Annotated in this window: 8 protein-coding genes; 2 read left to right on the plus strand and 6 right to left on the minus strand. The window is 59.7% G+C overall.

What is annotated here, in order from left to right; genetic code table 11:
* The 4 genes from JN524_RS06680 to JN524_RS06695 are packed head-to-tail and all read right to left on the minus strand — an operon-like array spanning position 1 to position 15,394.
* Complete coding sequence (locus JN524_RS06680) at positions 1-4,287, minus strand: hypothetical protein (protein ID WP_202368873.1); 4,287 nt, start codon at positions 4,285-4,287, stop codon at positions 1-3.
* Positions 4,280-8,362: a neuraminidase-like domain-containing protein gene (locus JN524_RS06685; protein ID WP_202368874.1), complete on the minus strand. Its 4,083-nt coding sequence runs from the start codon at positions 8,360-8,362 to the stop codon at positions 4,280-4,282. The genes JN524_RS06680 and JN524_RS06685 overlap by 8 nt, the downstream gene beginning before the upstream one ends.
* Before the next feature lie 46 nt (positions 8,363-8,408).
* Positions 8,409-12,041: a Tc toxin subunit A gene (locus JN524_RS06690; protein WP_202368875.1), complete on the minus strand. Its 3,633-nt coding sequence runs from the start codon at positions 12,039-12,041 to the stop codon at positions 8,409-8,411.
* Complete coding sequence (locus JN524_RS06695) at positions 12,038-15,394, minus strand: hypothetical protein (protein ID WP_202368876.1); 3,357 nt, start codon at positions 15,392-15,394, stop codon at positions 12,038-12,040. The genes JN524_RS06690 and JN524_RS06695 overlap by 4 nt, the downstream gene beginning before the upstream one ends.
* A 367-nt stretch (positions 15,395-15,761) precedes the next feature.
* Between JN524_RS06695 and JN524_RS06700 the strand changes: the two genes are divergently transcribed.
* Entirely contained in the window at positions 15,762-16,061 is a 300-nt protein-coding gene (locus JN524_RS06700) for a DUF6124 family protein (protein ID WP_442964268.1), read from the plus strand.
* Positions 16,062-16,167: 106 nt separating this feature from the next.
* Here JN524_RS06700 and JN524_RS06705 read toward each other — a convergent pair whose 3' ends face one another.
* Together JN524_RS06705 and JN524_RS06710 are read right to left on the minus strand one after the other, a co-directional pair.
* Positions 16,168-16,527 carry a PilZ domain-containing protein gene (locus JN524_RS06705; RefSeq protein WP_202368877.1) on the minus strand — a complete coding sequence of 120 codons (360 nt, stop codon included), beginning with the start codon at positions 16,525-16,527 and terminating at the stop codon, positions 16,168-16,170.
* A 228-nt stretch (positions 16,528-16,755) separates the two neighbouring features.
* Positions 16,756-17,142 carry a tetratricopeptide repeat protein gene (locus tag JN524_RS06710; RefSeq protein ID WP_115984297.1) on the minus strand — a complete coding sequence of 129 codons (387 nt, stop codon included), beginning with the start codon at positions 17,140-17,142 and terminating at the stop codon, positions 16,756-16,758.
* A gap of 172 nt (positions 17,143-17,314) precedes the next feature.
* Here JN524_RS06710 and pyk point away from each other — a divergent pair, with 172 nt between their 5' ends.
* Positions 17,315-18,766, plus strand: a complete 1,452-nt coding sequence (pyk, locus tag JN524_RS06715) for a pyruvate kinase (RefSeq protein ID WP_003227610.1) — start codon at positions 17,315-17,317, stop codon at positions 18,764-18,766.
* Positions 18,767-18,824: the final 58 nt, after the last annotated feature.

The following is an 18,824-nucleotide window of genomic DNA, read 5'->3' on the forward strand; positions in this document are numbered from 1 at the left end:
TCATATAGGCATGCTCATACTTGATCCTCCCCGAACACTCACCACGATGGTGTCCCGTGCAGGCAGGATGAATTTGACCTCCGTGTAGCCCTGCGCATCGGTGCGAGTTGGAGCGATTTCAAGATCGCGAAAACGCCAGAAAACTACCTCCCCCTGAATGGGAACATAGCTTCGATTTGTAACAAGCGCGCGCATGTGGGCTTGCCCGCCAATGCCGATTTGCCCGTGAAGTCTTTTCAGCTCAAAAATCAGCGGCCTCGTAGAAGGATCCAACACTTCAAACACCAATGACTGTGAGCCACCCAAAACAACCGTTGCCTGCAACTCATGCAGTCCTGTTTCAATCGGTCTGAAATCAACGCGCGACTTTCCATCCGGCCCCGTGAAAGTAGCCGGCAACGTCAATTCCGGATAATTCCAGATGACCCTGACGCCTGCCAGGGCCCGGCCATCGTGACGCGACACCACCCGGACCTCGGCCGTTGCATCTTTGCCCAGATCGATATTTGTATCGGGACTGGTCAACGACTCAATCATCGGCACTATGCCTGAATATCCCAGGCTCGCCATATCCCAGCCACCCAGCCCGCCTCGGACAATGGCCGATAAAACTCCCTGCGAGTCAGCCGGATAGTTAAAGGTCAAACGGGCAAGCCCCTCCTCATCCGTCACCGATGGCGTCAAGACAATCCCGGCAAAATCCCACCGCACTTGCACACCCGCCAGCGGCAAACCGGTACGTGCCGACACCACTTTGGCAATGGCTTGCGCGCGCTCCTCATTGGGTGGCAACTGTGAATCTTCCGGTTCGTACAGTTCGCTGATTACCCGCGGTTCCTCAAGCGTATACGGCAGATCAACCGATTCCGAATGCGCCGCCTCTCCCACCCTCGCCGTCACTACCGCCGCGCCCGGCGTCTGCGGTTTGAAGCGCACAGTGGCGACACCATAAAAGTCGGTCAGGCTGGTGACCATCCCCAGATCCTCGTTGCGCCAGGTCACCAACACCCCGGCGATACCTTGACCGGAAACGGACGACACCACTTTTACCTGCTCGACCAGTTCCTGCTCCCATTCCACCACTTGCTGAACGCTACTACTGGAGAGGATTTTCCACACCTGCACGCCCTCCCCCAGCGACATCGCATTGGCCGGTGACAGGCTGGCGAGGCGCTCCGCTCCCAGACGCAGCGCGAAGCCGCCGTTCTTCAGGTCGGCGCAACGCAGGAAATAACGCAAACCGATTGCCGAGGGCTGGCGCGATGCGCCGAGCGCAGGTTCGAAACTCAGCCCCAGTTCCGCAGGGCCGGTGCCGGTCAAGCCCAAGGTCAGTTCCTGGTCGAGCAACGGGCTGCCCTCCGGGAGCAGCACTTCGATGGCATGTGAGCCATTGCGGCGCGGAAAGTAGGTGTGACTGCCCCATGGATGTTCATCATGCCCATCGAAACGCACCCGCACATCCTCCCAAGGGTTACGGGCAAGCGCCGTAAAGGACAGGGCACGTTGCTCTTCATAGCCATCGAACGGGCTGTGCACATTGGCCACGACGTTCTGCTGACCGTGACTGCTCGGCACCAGGCCAAACCCGGACCAGCCCAGTTCGTCGCTGACGACGCTGTCTGAACTGTCAGCGGATTTCCACTGCACCGTCACCTGCGCCACCGCTTGCCCGGTGAATGCCGAAACCACCCTGACCCAGCTCCAGGCTTTATCCTTGCCGATAACGGCGTCAACCGCTGACTCACGCCAGTCTTCGATTCGCAGCTTGTTGTGAGCTAGCTGCATCGGATTGGTGCTCACGGAGCGATCCAGGGCAGACAAGAAAAGCCCCACACTAAAGGCGCCGGAGACCTTGCTCGAGGTGAAATCCAGACTCCAGCCAACACCACCGTCACTGATTTTTTGAGCTTGATCGAGTGGCGGTTCAATGCTCGCTTCCAGGTCATCAGCCGGGGTGCCTTGCCACACCAGCGTTGCCTGCAAACCCACCAGCGGGCTCAAGGCATTGGGCAGATAGCGCAAGGTGTGCGTGGCCCCGATGCAAGGAAACATTCTCTGACTGGCGTTTGTCGCAGTCACCTGATCCAGCATCAACGTCAGTTCATCCATAAGCTCTGTGGAGATCAGCCGACCGAACAACTCCCGGGGCGCGGTAAGCCCGGGGCTGCTCAAGGTCAGGCTGAACAGGCTGCTGGTACTCGACGCGACCTGCGAACTGAAGCGCCATTCCAGCCCCGATGGCTCAAGCATCAGCGGCTTGCCGATATCCGAGACGGTCAAGCCGATCCCCGGCGGCTCGCCACGCCATTGCAGCGTGATCATCTGTCCAATCAGCGAACTGCCGGGCGTGGGTTGTATCCGCAAGGTGTGCGGCTCACCGCGCCAGCACAGCAAGCCCAATTCGGTCAGGTCAACCTCATTGCCGTCAAACAGGATATTGATCTTGCCTTTCCAGGGGCTGCTCTGCAGCGCCTTCACTGCAAACGGTCGCTCCACCGGCACCGCTTCGTCATGCGCCCGCACGCGAGCGGTCACCACCAGCTCACCGTCGCGGCTCGGTTGATACAACACGCTGGCCCAGCCACCGATCCCCGATCGGGTGGCAATCGTGCCTTCGGGAGTCTGCCAGTCCACCCGTGCATTGTTGACCGGATCGCCGTTGCCGCCGGTGACCACATGCACCACCTGCACCCGCAACAGAACACTTTCGCCTTCGTCCACCACGGGAAATTTGTTGGCCTCCTGAACGTCGCCAATGCGCACCAGATTGCGTGCCAGTGACATCGGTTTTCTGCTGGAGGGCAACAGCAGCTTCGAACACAGCAACTGCAAGTGGAAGCGACCGTCGAGTTTGTCCTGGCAGATCAACTCCCAGTTCAGGTCTGTTGCGCCTACAGGTATCGAGGCTTCCAGCTCCGGGCGCAGTTGCACGCCCAACTGTGCGGCGCTGTCGCCATCCCAACGCAGTGCCATCGTGGAACCACGTAACACTTCAGGCACCCGAACGCTCAGTTGATAGGTCGAGCCACGGTTGGGATAGCCGGTCTTCTGCGCCCAGGGCAAGGCGTTGCTTTCTACCACCGCCAGAACGTCCTTCCATGGATCGGTCGCCAGCACCTGAACGTCCAGCGTCGTGGTTTCCACCCCACTGGCATAGTAGGGGCTTGCCACCGAAGCCTGGATAGCAAGTTTTCCAGCAGCCGTTGGCAGATACTCGAAATACGCCCAGCCCTCGGCGTCGGTCGGTGTCGTGCTCAGCACCCCCAGCCCTTCGGTGGTCCAGGTCACCGTGCGCCCGGCCAGAAACTGACCGGTGTACCAGGAGGCCACTCGTACCCCCAGACGCACCGATTGCGTCAACTCCAGCACCGGGAAATACGCGGCCTCCAGCACCTCACGGAACACCAGCCGGTGATGCCCCAGCGAGACCTGCATCGAATACGGCTCGGCGGTGTACTGGTTCACCAGCTGCACCGTGAACAGGTAAGGATCCTGATCACCGATCAGCGGGCACTGCAGGATCCACGGCAAATCCAGCGGTTGATCGACGCCCCAGTCAGGCGTTGCGATAACCGCGCCTTGTGGATTGTCATCGCTCACCAATGCAGCTTTGGTGTGCAGCCAGGGGCTGTCGGGGTCGGGTACGAACGCAAGCTGGTGCTGAAAGCTGCCGTCCGCGCCCAGGCAGAGGTGGACCGACTTGCCGGATGACGATTGCTCCGCGTCCACCTTCACCGTCTGCATCCGCGCGGGCTCAAGTTCCACGCCCAGGCGAATGCGGGTGACCAAAACCAGAGAGTTATAGTCCTCGGGATCAGCATTACCCGGAGCGACCACTGTGACGCGAATCTTGTCCTGGCGCTGCAACGGCAGATCGAGCTCGGCGTTGTACTTGAGCGGTCTGAATTCCAGCGGCAACCCTTGAGTGATCCGTGCCTGGTCCTCTTCAAGGTTACGAGGGCTGCCGGGCGGCAACGGGATTTCTCTAAGGGTGGCTCCACTGTCATCAGTGAATATCATGCGGCCCGCTTCGGTATGCCGCGTTTCATACAGGAAACTCAGCACATACCTGGCCCCAGCGCTCGGCGTTACAGATACGGTCATTTCCTGAAAGGCAGAGGCAAGGTTTGCTACTGAAAGCATCCTGATCTGTGTGCCTTCGTACGGCTCGCCCACGACCGTAACCCAGCGGCTGTTAACCGGCCCCTTTTCCCAATGGCTCAAGGCCTCACGGAAATCACCATTGAGCACCAGACTGTCATTAGCCTGAATGACGGGTTCAACCATGATGGCCTGCTCCTTTGATATTGCCTGACTGACGGGACGTCAGCGCCCGGGTGACCAGATCTTTGACAGCGAGGGTAAACGTCGGCTCACCGGCCTTGGCCGTGTATCGGACGCGCAGAATGATGTCGGTGAGTGATTTGAGCATCGGCGCCTGCCGCTCGCTCTGGGGCCAGGGAAAGTGCAATTGCCAGCGCGAGATCGCGCCGGTGTTCTCGAACGGGTTGAGCAAGCCTTCATCCGGTTTGCCGGCGTTCATGCCGGTGTCGGCAATCCCCACGGATAAACCGATCTGCTGGCCGCTGCGCAGATTGAACAGCACCTCGACCGGCGCCACCTTGCCCGCCGGCTGATGCAGGTACTCGACCGAGCGCGCCGAGCCCTGGGTAGCGGTCATGCTGCCGACCTGCAGCAGCGTCGCCTGTACATCCTGATAAGGTCCGAGCAGTACGGGCAGGTCGACCTCGACCAGATTGAGCAGCCGGCAATACTCGCCCGGGTGATCGCGATCGAATGACAACTGCGTCAGCTGGAACTCCAGCACGCCCTTTTCGATCAACTCGGCCAGCGCCTGGGTCCAGTCGGAGAATCCCGTCTGCGGATCCACCTTGTCATCGAACAGTCGTCGCAGCGAAATGGTCTTGACCCGCTCCAGACGGCGCTCATGGCTTTGCAGGTACAGACGATCCATGCGCAACAGGTACTCGCGCAAGTGTTCACCGGCAGTCAGTCCATGACGGTTGTCCAGCCAGACCTGCGGCAAGGCCTCAGCGGTTTCGTAATCGCCGGTTTCAGCACTCAATGACGACCGGGCACTCAGGCACAGACTGACCACCGCATCGTAAGCCTGATAGTGCAAGGCCTTGAGCTGGCCCAGCAGCCAGCCGAACAATTCTGCGTTGGTCGCGCGTTTCTTCAGGTAGTTGTAGAGCGCCAGTGCCTGACCGTTGGCCCGCAAGGTTTGCTCCAGACTCGTTCTGGCGGCATCGAGGGCGAATGTCTGCGCGGTGATCTGCTCGGCGATCGCCCCGACCTCGGCCAGTGCCTGATCTCGTTGCAACTCCCACTCTCTGCGGCGCAGGCGGTAGCTTTCGGTGATGGCTTGTTTATCCGCGTCGATCTGCAACAGCATCGCGCTGATTTCCAGACCAAAGACCACAGCATCCGCAGCTTTTTCCAAACGATGCCCACCGACAGCCGTGCCGCCAATGTTCGGCGGAGCCGCCAATGCCGCGCCTACAGACTTGATCGCGTGCAGCCCGGTGTTGATCCCGTTGACCATCGCCAGTTTGTCCATGATCTGGTATTCGGCATCGCTGATGTGTTCGTCGTACCAGGCTTCGTATCGATCGGCCCGTTGCTGGGCCATGGCCTGACTCTGGCCGAGGGCCGTGAGGCTGGCTTCAAGCTGGGCAATGGATTGCTCTTGAACCGTACGGGCGTATTCGCCCAGCTCCTTGAGGTGCTCTTGCTGCAGTTCTTCCTGTTCCGCCCGGTCGCGCTGTTCCAGCAGACGCAATACCTGGCTGCCGTACTCCTGCAGTGTCTGCACGGCGCGCAACGCCGCCTCGTAGCTGACGCGCCAGCGAAAGGCCCCCACCACCAGACGTCCGCCCATCGGCCGCGGCATGCCCACCCCGCCAGCGGCCAGATCGCGCAACAATTGATTGGGATCGGTGGGCGGGCTGAACAGCGGAACGTCCAGTGGCTTGCCATCCAGGGTCAGGTTGTTGCGCAAGTTGCTCAGGCGCTGCCCCGGCAAGTCAAACAGGTCAAGCAATTGCTCATTGATCGGCAGTTTGAACGGCTCGTTCGCCAGCAGGCCCATCAACGGTGACGCTTCGACGGCTGGAGGAATGTCAGCCAGGGAAAACTGCAGCTCCTGCTCGAACTGCTCAAGCGCCGGGCGGCTCGCGCTCTGGTTCAGCAAGGCTTCTACCGTCTGCGTTTGCCACCGGGTGACTGCCCGGGCGGAAGGCGGCTTGCCCATCAGAAACTGCGCCTGCACGTAACACAGTTTTGCCGCCACCAGCGCATCGCGGGTGAGCTGGCGGTAATACCAGTCGCCCCACGCCACCAGGTTCTTCACATACTCGGTGAACACCAGAATCTGGTAGTGCTGGGGTGCGGCATAGGCAATCGCGTCCGGATCGGTCGGCAGCATGGCTTCGACGCCCACATTCCCCACAGCGGCCAAAGGTCGGCAGCGCCAGTATTCAGGCCTCGGTGGCGCATTCCCTGGTTTTTCCGGGTCTCGCGAATCTTGCGGATCGAACACGTAATGCATCCAGTTCTGCGCTTCCAGGTAGCGATCCTCGGCCCGCAGACGGGCCGCCACCAGATGCGGCAGATGAAAAAACAGCTCCCAGAAATACAGACCGTTGGCCCCGTCGAACGCCCCGTTCGGTTCGGCGATCGGGCCCGCGGCTGGAGGCGGTTCCGTCAGGAACTGGGTCTCCCAGTCGAGTACGGCATCCACGGAAATATTGCTCAGTTGCACCAGCTCCGGGCCGAACAGCGAGTTCAAGCGCGCGCGCTGCAACATTCCGGACTGCCCGAAACCGATGAACTGCGCCGCATCCAGCGCGTTCTTTTCCAGAGTCGGCGGTACGAAACGGGTGATCTTGGTGAGTGAAACTGTAAAGGTCTTGCTGCCTTGGTCCGTGCCGCTCAAGGTGAACTCGACCAACCCGGTGAAACCGCCCTTCGTGCGTTCCATTTGCATCCAGTCGGTGGCCCACCCGCCCGCTATGGATTTACTGGGTTCGAGAGGAGACGGGTCACCTGCTGCGCCATCGTGGAGCTCCAGCTTGAAATCCTGAGTTTTGTCGCTGGGCACACTCTTTGCGCGGCACAGACCCCTTACCCATAGAAAGTCCTTACCTCCCTCCTCGAAAAAAAGTGCCTGAAGGCCGAAATAAGCCATCAGAGCTCCCTCGGTCCCACCGTTGATCTCGACCACTGGCTGATTTTTCGGCGTCAGCGCATGCTGCAAGGTCAGGACATCGGTGAAGCGATGACTGGCCAGATATTCAAGCCAGCTGCCGTCGTCTTCAGGCAACGGACGAAAGAACACATCACGGGTCACGCACACCTTCAGACCATCGGTGCCGAGGAGCAATACTCCCAGACGCCCCTTGGGGTGAATCGCGTCGGAAAACGTTGTTGCAAGCAACCGGGCATCTGCGCTGATGTCGATGTCTTCGTCAGCACTTTCCTGATCAGCGCTATACAAGCTCAGCGGTGCCGACCATTCTGCATTCTGGCTCATGAACGCCAGGTTGATATCCAGTCTGGGGGCCAAATAGCCCTCGCTCCCCTTGATACCCACCGGGTCGCGCCACTCAGCCCACACCAGACACAAACGCCCGCCCCAAAACAGCGGCCGCATATCCAGAATCCTATTTCCCACCGGAATGTCGACAGGTTGCCATTCACTCCATGCCGCCGGGTTGACCGGATTGCCGGAAGCGTTGAGCTCGATGTCGGCCTTGCGCCAGAAATACTGAAACGGCTGCACCCGCTGCCGGCCGACGAAATAGTAAGTGGCATTGCTTACCGAGTCGCCATCCAGACAGGCGCTGATGACATCCAGGTTGCAGGTCTGCTCGAATGCCTTGAGGTATTGCTGCGAGGCACGCTGCACCGAATCGCCGGTCAGCCGCGCCTGATTCAAGTCATTTTCCAGTGCCTTGAACAGGCGGGTCTTGCGCTGCCGCACAAAGGGGTTGATGAAGTTTTCCGGGTAGACCGAAATCAAGGACAGCGCCGCCCAGTCGGGGTAATTGCTGTACAGCTCCCAGAGCTTCAGCTCATGCGCCGGAAAAGCCGTGTTTTTATAGCCCGGCTCAAGCTTGCGATACGCCGCATGAATGAATTGCTGCGCGCAACTGGTCGCCTCGGCGACCCACGAACTTTGCACCGGGTAGTTGTCCAGCGGGTCCATGCGCAACAGCTCGAACAGATCCTGCGGCGTTTTCACGAAAGAGTAGCGGGTCCTGGCAGCCTGACCGATGCAGTAATCGACCAGTGCTGCGCGGCGTTTTTCCAACAATGGAGCCAGATTGCGTTGAGTCATGGTCTTGTCCTGCATCCTGAGGTGAACGCTGCGTCAACCAACACGATCATTGGTGAGTCAGTGCTTCGGTGAAGGTGATCGGGTCAAAAAGTGTTTCGTTTTCACTGGCATCGCAATGCGCGCTGAAAATGAACTTGCCGCCGGAGGAACTCGACACGTAAACCCGTGTAACGCCCTCGAAGTCGGCGTAGTTCTGCCCGGGGCGAATCACCGCCGAGCCGCTACTGCCGCTCGCAGGTTCGGCGGACCAGCGCACCAGACGGTTGCGCCCGGGGTTTCGATATTCGTCGCGCAGCGTGGCGTACAGCTCGACTTCCTGCCCCGCCGGAACCGGTTCCAGCGGCACCTGGGCAGTTAATGGTGCGGGGAAGGACAGCGTCTTGGGGTCATCGGAGATATTGATCGTCGGGGCCTGTTGTGCGTCGATCAGGTCAAGCCAGAACAGTGGCGTTTCCTGCCCCATGACCTTGCCCGGCAGATACTCGACCGTCACCTTTCCATCGACGTCAGTGGCGTTGGGCACAATCGTGCCGAGGCTCACTTGCCAGTACACATTGACGCCACTCAGTGGCTTGTCATCGGTGTCCGTCAACGTCACGGTCAACAAGACTTTCTCTTCAGGTTTGCCGGCCACCACCTCGGTCTTGTCCACTTCACATTTCATTTTGACCAGTGGTTGCGCCACCTCATCGGCAAAGGCGACCACCGATTCACGGGTGGCTGAAAGGCTGAGCAGCGCGCGTTCGGCGGCGAATCGATAGTTGTCCTTGTCTACGTCCTCCGGCAGATTTCCCACGAGGAAAATCGTCAGGGCGTCCATGCCGCTGTGCCGGGCCAATACGCGGATGCGCATCAGCAAATCGAGCTGGGGCAAAGTCTTGAGGATCTTCAGTTCAGGATCGATGTGGCTGACGCACTCGCGCACCTCCTGCACGCTCCAGTCGAAAAACGCCGCCAGCCGCAACGCTGCCGCATCCTGTGCCAGCCGCAATGCATGGCCTGTCAGAGGGTCGGGCAATGCGTTGACCTGACGCAGGTAGTCGAGCAGCTTGCCAGCCGGTTGCTCGCTCAACTCGAAGGCCCGTCCCAGCGCGCTCAGGTAATACAGGGTGCGGATCGACAGCAGGTGCCGATCGTCCTGAGCCATCCAGGCCGTGTGGCCGTATTGCAGAAAGTCTTCGAGCAATACCGCAGACAGTTCCAGCTTGCTCGCCACCGCACTGCGCCGTCGCACATCAGCCAGCAAGCTCAGCAGCGGGTCGGGTTGCTCTGCGGCGCGCGCAGCGGGACTGAGTGCCTCAGTTGCATCACGATCGGCACGCGCGCTGACCTGCGACAACAACTGATACACCGTGGCCTGCGCCCAGGTCAGTACGAGCAATCCGCGTTCGGTATCAAGGCCGGTGTACACCGCCAGACACTCCCGGGCGACCGAGACCTGCGCCTCCCGCGCCTGCAACAGCACGCCGAGCATTCGCTCGACGAGAATGCCCCGCACACTGGCGTCGTTCTCGCCCAGCCCTTCCCTGATTGCCTGGTCGAATCTTACCCGGGCACGGTTCAGGTAGTCGGTCTCGGGTAATTGCAGGTCGATGACCAGACCCGTCGGGTCGACCAGTTCGGTCAACAACCGCAGCCAGTCCAGCCCCACCAGTGAGGGAACGCCAGCCATCGATAGCCCGGCATTGTTGAACAGCGCGGCAGGCAGCAGGTTGCGGATCTGCTCGAACAACTGCTGCTCAGCCTGCGTGGCAACCGCCAGGGCCTGCAGCGGTGCCACTTGCTGCAGCATCCACAGCACGGGGATCTCGCGATCCTTGCACCAGGACACGCAGGAGTGCAGGGCATCAATCAGATTCAGCACGTCCGGTGTGGTTTCGCTATTGAGCCGTGCGTGCACGCTCGGCAAGCCTGCCAGCCCGTCGACCCAGCTCTCGCCGCCCAACAGCGTCAGCATCAGCACGCCTTCGACCGGAGTAATGCCCAGCAGCCTTGGCAACTTCACCAACCGGTAGAAACTCGATATGACTGCCGCGGTGCGCCTCAGCGTACCGCTGAACCCGTGCGCTCGTTCGATTGCGACCGCAAGGTAGGCATAAGTCTGCAGATCGATGCCCAAGCCGCTGCACAACTGGCTGATCGTCAGCTCCGCGACACCCTGCACCGGCAGCGTCGCAAACGTTGCGCCATCCAGCAGCAGGGGCTGGCGATAATTGCCCTGGCCGTTGAAGGTGCGATCAAACAGGGACAGGGCATTGGCACGCCCGTAAATCGAGACTTCATCGATAAATGCCGCGAAATCCTCTGCCGAACAGCCATAGCGCTCACGCAGCGACTGAAACAGGCCCAGCGCATGCACTTGATGGGTGGAAATCCACCACGGATTTGCCAGCTTCGCAGGACGGGTCTCTGCCCTGATCGCCGCCGTCAACAGCGCATCCACTTGCTCGCTGGGCAACTCCAGCCATCGATCCAGGCGCAACTTGCGATTCATTCGTTCGTAGCGATCGATGGTGGCCGGGTCTTGCGTAAAACGGTGCAGGAATTCTTTGCCGACCTCCCTGTAATCAATGCTCAGGGCCGGGCTGGTCGCGGCGTTGAGATACACCGAGCCGGATCGCTGGCTCTCGTCAGCGCCTGGCTGCTCGCTGTCATACACGCTGACGTTGGCCGAACGCGTCGGGGCGAATTCGCGAATCGACAGCAACGCCTCGATATCCCGGGTGTCCAGCCCCGTTCGCTCGCCAAAGAATTTCACCTGATCGAGATTTAGCCAATCGGTCCCACGCGCTCCAAAGTTGCATTGGTAATAGTCGTCCCTTGCGTCGGTATCGCCAGGTTCTATCGGAGCCTCTGTCAACAATTCACGCTGATGAGGCCCCAGCCGCGACGCATGGGTAAAGGCACGCCCGGCATCGTTGTCCCATGCCTCAGGCTGCAGGAAATAGGGATAGGCCAGATCCACCATGTGGGCGATATTACCCACCGACAGGCCATGTTCACGGATGACAAAATCAAGCGTGACCCAATGCTGGTAGTACGGCAGGCCATTGGGGTAACGGGTCTGGATCAGTGCCTCTTCGAGGTCTTGCTCACTATCGTTTTCTTCGATAAACGTTTCGAGCACCGGGACGATGATGTCCAGCGCCGACACTGCCTGATGCACGGCATTGAAGTCGACCAGCAGCTTTTTCAGATCCTGCCGGCGCTCATGCAAATCGAGTTTTTGCTCGCCGCCAATGGCGTGGATTTTGTCCTTGATCCAGCGCAACAACTCGATCAGGTAAGCCACCGGAGATGCGATTGACTCCAGGGCCTGCGGTGGGCACAACTCATCGAAATTGGTCGAGAACAAACTCTCGTAGCTCGGCCCCGCGACCATCGACAACAGACCGCTGTCGGGGCGCGTGACCCGGGCCTGCGGACCGCGCAACGAATGTTCGATGAACTGGCGCCGGACAAACACCGCCAGACTGTTGGCCCTGCGCAAAAAGGCCCGCGCGTCGTCGGGATTCATCCGGTAATGGCTGACCAGCCCCTGAACGCCTTGCTCGACCAGCGGAAAAATAGAACCACCATTTTCGAGGTGATTGCAAAAATCGATATAGGTTTCGCGCTGTTCATCGCTGAACACTTGCCTCAGCAACTGCTGCACTGGACGGATCACAGGCTCGGTCATGGTCTTGCTCCCGGTGGAATCGAAATCACCTCGAAACGCTCGCTTTCGACCCAGTCGGAAATGCTCGAGACATCCGCAGCGTCGGTGATGGTCTGTTGGAATCGGCACCAGTGGCCGCCTGGACGCAAGGCGTACGATGCCTCGCCGCGCCAGCCTCGATCGGTGACGGCAATGTCTTCGCTCAAGACTTGATCAGGGTCGTACCAGCTCACCATGCGCCCCACGCCCGTGAGGCCTTTACCGACGAAGCGCAGCGGATTTTCGACCCAGCGTCCCGGCGCCGGCTCATCAATCTCGGGCAGGTAAGTGCCCAGCTCCACTGGGTGTGCAGTCGAAGGGGCAGACTCGAAACCATCACGCGAAGACACCGCCACCAACTGCGCAGTGCCAACGGACTGCCCCGTTTCAAGCGTCAGCGACCAGGTACGATCCTCGAGCACCGGAGCGCTTGCGCGTACCGATCCCTTGCTGCCCGTCAGCGTCACCAGCACTGTGTCACCGGGATAGCCGAAGCCGGACACAACAACCCGACGACCGACATGCACGCCTCGCCCGGGGCTTTCGATAACCGGCGCGGCGGGCACCACCTTGAAACTGCGCACAAGGCTTTCCTTCGACTCATGATTGTCGAAGAATTGCCGGGCCTTCACCTTGTAGTTGCCGATCGGCAACGTTACGTCGGCAAACCAATCGCCCTTGGCGTCTATCGAGACTTTATCGAGCAGGATTTCGCTCGGACTTTCACGCCAGATCGTCACGCGCCCAAGGGGTTCGCCGGTGCCACGAAGCGTCGAGGTGCGCGTCAGCGATTGATGCTCCTCCGGCACCGTGATGACCGGCGGCACCAGCACGACAAAAAAACTGCGCACAGCGCTGGGCGCAGAGGTTCCGTCAGCGATGGTTTGCACGGCATCGATCTGGTATTTGCGGAACTCCAGTTTTTTCAGCTCGATGAACCAGTCGCCATGAGCGGTCAGCCGTTTCGGCTCACCCAGATTCCGCCCGAACTGCGCGTCCCGCAGTTGCAATGTGGCACCGTTATAGCCGTTGATGCCGTGCACGTTCATGTCGTAGTGGGTGTCTGCGCTTTCCTCCGGCACGGTGATCACCGGTTTCTCCGGGCTGACCGAGAACGTTTGCGAGGCTGGTGGCGACGGAAGCCCGGCGACGGTCTGGATCACCGTCACGGTGTGCTGCTCGTCCGGAGCAAACCCGGCGTCGCGTTTGAAGGTCCATGTGCGACCGTTTCCATCAAATTTGTGCTCGGTCGCACTGTCGCTGTACTTCAGGATCAGTGTCGCGCCGGGCCAGCAGGTGCCGGAGATTTTCGGTGAGAGTCCATCGTCTTCGATGGCGGTGATAACGGGGGCCAACAGCGGCACAGAGATGGTCATTTCCACCAGATCGGAGGCGAAGTCGTCTTTGGACTGCACCACCAGGACGATTCTGGTGGTATTCGGCTGCCAGGGTGTCGATGCCTCTGCCGTCCAGCCCTGGCCCGTCACGGGCGCGGGTGGTGCAATGGCTGCGCCGGTCTGCTTGTCCGTCACTTGCACGGTGGCGCCGGCTATCCCTCTGCCAGTGATACGCGGCTTGTAGTCGACAACGGTAAAAGCCAGCTCGGTCGGCGGTGGGAAACGGTCGATATTGATGACCAGCTCAACAGCGTCCGACACCGCCGCACCGAGCTTCTGCACCACACGCACGGTGCGGGTCGAACCCGGTGCCCACGCCTCGAAGGCACGGGTCGACCAGCCCTGAGTGGTGACCTGCGCCGATGGCGCGAGCGCAGCGCCGGTCGCCTTGTCGGTGACCTCGACAGATGCCCCTGCAATACCTTCGCCGATGAATGTCGGCGTGTAGAGGTCATTGGTGTATCTCACTGCAGAGGGCGGTGGCAGTTTCGATGAAGCCTTGAAATGGTATTCATGCGAGGGAATCGAGCCACCAGCATTGTCGTCAACCTTCTGCACGACCTTCAGATCGTAGTCGCCGATGGGCCAGTTCTGTGAAGTCGTTCTCCAACTGCCTGCGGTCACGACAGCGGCAGGTGGCGGCGTAGCTCCTGCCGGACCTCGGACAATCGTGATCTCGACCGTGGCGCCGGTAAAACCTGCGCCGGAAAACTCGATGGTGGTGAGAGTTGGATAGTTGACGCTGACGGACGTCAATGTTGGAGGACGGACTTTGAACAGCCGCGCCACACTACGCTGCGACTCATGATCGCCTTTGAATTGCTTGGCAACCATAGAAAAAGGCCCGGGAAGTAACGTGACGGACGCGCTCCATAGCTCTCCAGTCAACACATTACTTTGGCCAACTGGGGTACTACCCCTGTCTTCAAACAAAACAACTCTGGCTCCTGCTTCGCCCTTGTTACCTGACACAGTAAAAGTCGTTGCCTGCGGTGAAGCATTCGCAGGGGAGGTTATTGCAGGTATGGCCGGTCGCAGGTCGACCGTCACCGGTACCTTGTTCGAATACCCGATGCGCGTACCCTGGAAGCTTGATTCAGCATGAAAAACAAAAGGACCTGCGGGCAGATCCTGAGTGAGCCTGACTGTCCATGAGCCGTTTCTGACGGTTGCCTGACCGTAGGAACCACCCACCGCGCCTTCTCTGTAAATCGTGACCGTTACGCCGTCGTTGGGCCCAGTACCAGAGACTTCCGGTCTGGGTTCACGTATCACATCATTTTCTTTAGGCAGAGTGATCAGCGCAGGATCATAGACGACTGTAAAGGAGTAGCTCGTACGCCCAGTGTCTTGCCCCCCCCAAGGGATGTAGTACTCGACAGAGACGGTGTGCGACCCCGGATTGAGGTCTGTCGTACGTTGATAAGTCCAGTGACCTGGCATTGGCTCAATTGCCCGGGAACTCGAACCGTTATCAAAAGATACTTGAACAACCGCCGAAGCCCTGGGGTCTTTGGTACCGGTGACAAGTGGCCTCGCCCCCAACTCAGCGCCACTCTGGAAGGACGTAATCTGTGGTTTGGTTGCGAGGTCAAACCACACAAACCCCCACTCTTGCCATTCATTCCTGATTCTCGCTCGGAAACCGAAATGGCCTCTGCCGCCACGGTTGGTGGCAGGCACGCTTCTGAACAATCCACCCAAGTCATTCGTATACCCCGTATACCGCTGACCACCATACTGGTCGTCCAACTGATATTCGTGAGCGCCACTTTCGCCCGATTCAATATGAAAATACACGGGGGTTACCAGTGCGTAACCATCCCTGGGGGTATGAAAAAGAGGCGAAGGTCTCGCCATCAAGGGTTCATCGACATTAGCCGCAGGAGTGACCTCGGAGTTGTTGCCAAGGCCGGATTGCTCATTATCGTCTGCCATGAGAGTGCTCTCGGGTGATGCCAACATTGGTACGGCGTGACGAATTGATACGCCTGAAGCGCTTGGTCGCCTACCTGTAAAATTTGACAGTGCCGACGAACGGTAATGAGTATTTCGCGTTATTTCTTCAGCGTGCCGGGAGGCTACAACGCCTTACGCCTTTGCCTACAGATCCGCCAGAACCCGCCGGCTTGTGCGCCTTGCCGATGCCCCGTAACGTGTTCCGTGCCGGTGCCATTCAGTGGTCGGGTTTAGTCGCCCGGGGGGCTCACCAATGTGCATAAGCGTCATCAAGTCGGGTATTCCCTATCCCTGCACTCGATGGTGGCTGTTCGCAGGGCGCCTTCGGGCGCGCCGGTTTTTGGTGATGCTTTCCCCCGGTCGACTAACCTGCGTTCAGCCGCCACCCTTCGACCACTCCCTCAAACCCGAATCGCCCTCGCGCAATGCCATGGATCGCGGCATGCAGATGTTCCGGGTCGCGCCCGACATCAATCCCGAAGCCATCGCCATCCAGACCTGCGAAACCTTTTCGTCGGTGAGCATTCTGCTGCTGGATCTGGCGGACAGCCTGGAAGACAAACCACGGCATCTGGCGATGGCGATTTATCAGTTGAGCGGGATGGGGTTGTTGCTGGATAACGACCGGGCGATCAGCCCGGCGTAAAGCAAAGATCAAAAGATCGCAGCCTGCGGCAGCTCCTACAGAGGGAATGCAATTTTCCTGTAGAAGCTGCCGCAGGCTGCGATCTTTTGCTTTGGCTTTCGCTGTATCAGGCAGACGCCGGCAGAGGTTGAAAACTGAAGTATTGCTTCAACGCCTGCACCAATTGCCCATATTCCGGGGGCGGACGCTGCAGGCTGAAGCCAGCGTCGTAATGCAGGGGGGTAGCGTCTTCCTGACACCACAGGCAGCACGCATTGAGGTCGATCACCTGCTGGCAACCATCGCTGGCGGGGATTTTCAGGCGTAAATGAAATTCGGCACCGATCATCATCGGCAACTGACTGATAAGCATCAGCCCGTCTTCGGACACATTGCCCAGAAAACCGATGGGTTTGTCGGTGACGCTGTTGTACACCCGCAGGAAGTACGGCAATTGATGCCGTTCGATTCGACGATCGGTAAACATGCGCAATACGCCATGCAAGGCTCAATCAAAGAGCCGCACCTTTACTTCGGAACGTGCCTGCCCCGCAGACGCGCTCTCCCCGCTCCCGGTGTGACGGTCGCCAATACGCCATCACCTCAACCTCTACCAGTCGCAGGTGTTGCCCCGGTCCAGAGTCAGGCTCTGAACCGGATCACTGGACTATAGCTCAGCTTATACAACAGGCCAGATTTTGTATGACAACCACCATCAGAAACGCTGTGCCGGTACCACCGCTGCCGAGCTGCGTGTCGGGTAATGTCCCAGGCTCTGCAGGGTTTCCAGGCGGGCGCGCGCACGGAAGGCGTATTCGCTGTTGGGGTACGAAGCGATGATGAACTGATAGGTCTGCGCCGCATCGATGTACATTTTTTGCCGTTCCAGGCACTGGCCGCGCATCATCGACACTTCCGGCCACACATACGGGCGGGCACGGCTGGCGCGTTCGACCTTGGACAGTTCGAGCATCACCTGCTCGCAATTGCCCCGGTCGTAGGCGCTGTAAGCGTTGTTCAAATGATGGTTCATCGACCAACGGGTGCAGCCCGTGACGGCGAGGACGCTAAGGGCAAGGGCGGCAATGGGCAACAATCGCATGGGGGTTCTCCTGTCTTGAGCTCTGTATCGACCCCTGGTCGGAAATCTTCAGGCGCGTTTGTCCCAAAGTTGCCACGTTCAATAAAGAAAACGATAAGTAGTGCATTCGAACAATGACTACACCCCAAGAGCATAGTAGCCTTCGCTGGCGCTTGAACTCAGGAGTCTTTGCATGTCCGTCCGTCGTACCAAAATCGTCGCTACCCTTGGCCCGGCCAGTAACTCGCCGGAAGTTCTCGAACAGCTGATTCTGGCTGGTCTGGACGTTGCCCGTCTGAACTTCTCCCACGGCACCCCCGACGAGCACAAGGCTCGCGCGAAGCTGGTGCGTGACCTCGCTGCCAAGCACGGCCGTTTCGTCGCCCTGCTGGGTGATCTGCAAGGCCCGAAAATCCGTATCGCCAAATTCGCCAACAAGCGCATCGAGCTGAAGATCGGTGACAAGTTCACCTTCTCCACCAGCCATCCGCTGACCGAAGGCAACCAGCAAGTGGTCGGCATCGACTACCCGGATCTGGTGAAAGACTGCGGCGTGGGCGACGAGCTGCTGCTCGACGACGGCCGCGTGGTGATGCGCGTCGAAACCGCCACCGCTACCGAGCTGCACTGCGTCGTGACCATCGGCGGTCCGCTGTCCGACCACAAAGGCATCAACCGTCGCGGTGGCGGCCTGACCGCGCCGGCCCTGACTGAAAAAGACAAGGCCGACATCAAGCTCGCCGCCGAAATGGAAGTCGACTACCTCGCCGTGTCCTTCCCGCGTGACGCCGCCGACATGAACTACGCCCGTCAACTGCGTGACGAAGCCGGCGGCACTGCCTGGCTGGTGGCGAAGATCGAACGCGCCGAAGCCGTGGCCGACGATGAAACCCTCGACGGCCTGATCAAGGCTTCCGACGCAGTGATGGTTGCTCGTGGTGACCTCGGTGTGGAAATCGGCGACGCCGAGCTGGTGGGCATTCAGAAGAAGATCATTCTGCACGCACGCCGCCACAACAAAGCGGTGATCGTTGCGACCCAGATGATGGAGTCGATGATCCAGAACCCGATGCCGACCCGCGCCGAAGTGTCCGACGTGGCCAACGCCGTGCTCGATTACACCGACGCTGTGATGCTCTCGGCCGAATCCGCGGCCGGTCTGTACCCGCTGGAAGCCGTGCAGGCGATGGCGCGCATCTGCGTCGGCGCTGAAAAGCACCCGACCAGCAAGACGTCCAGCCACCGTATCGGCAAGGAATTCGAGCGCTGCGATGAAAGCATCGCCCTGGCGACCATGTACACCGCCAACCACTTCCCGGGCGTGAAAGCGATCATTGCGCTGACTGAAAGCGGCTACACCCCGCTGATCATGTCGCGTATCCGTTCTTCGGTGCCGATCTACGCCTTCACCCCGCATCGCGAAGCCCAGGCTCGCGCAGCGATGTTCCGTGGCGTGTACACCGTACCGTTCGACCCGGCTTCGCTGGCTCCGAACGAAGTCAGCCAGAAAGCGATCGACGAACTGGTCAAGCGCGGCGTTGTGGAAAAAGGTGACTGGGTCATCCTGACCAAGGGCGACAGCTACCACACCACCGGCGGCACCAACGGCATGAAGATCCTGCACGTGGGCGACCCGCAGGTCTGAGTGATTCGCTGAAAAAACAAAGCCCCGGCATGTGAGTGCCGGGGCTTTTTGTTTGCTG

Source organism: Pseudomonas sp. MWU318, assembly GCF_016756945.1.
Lineage (GTDB): Bacteria > Pseudomonadota > Gammaproteobacteria > Pseudomonadales > Pseudomonadaceae > Aquipseudomonas > Aquipseudomonas putida_A.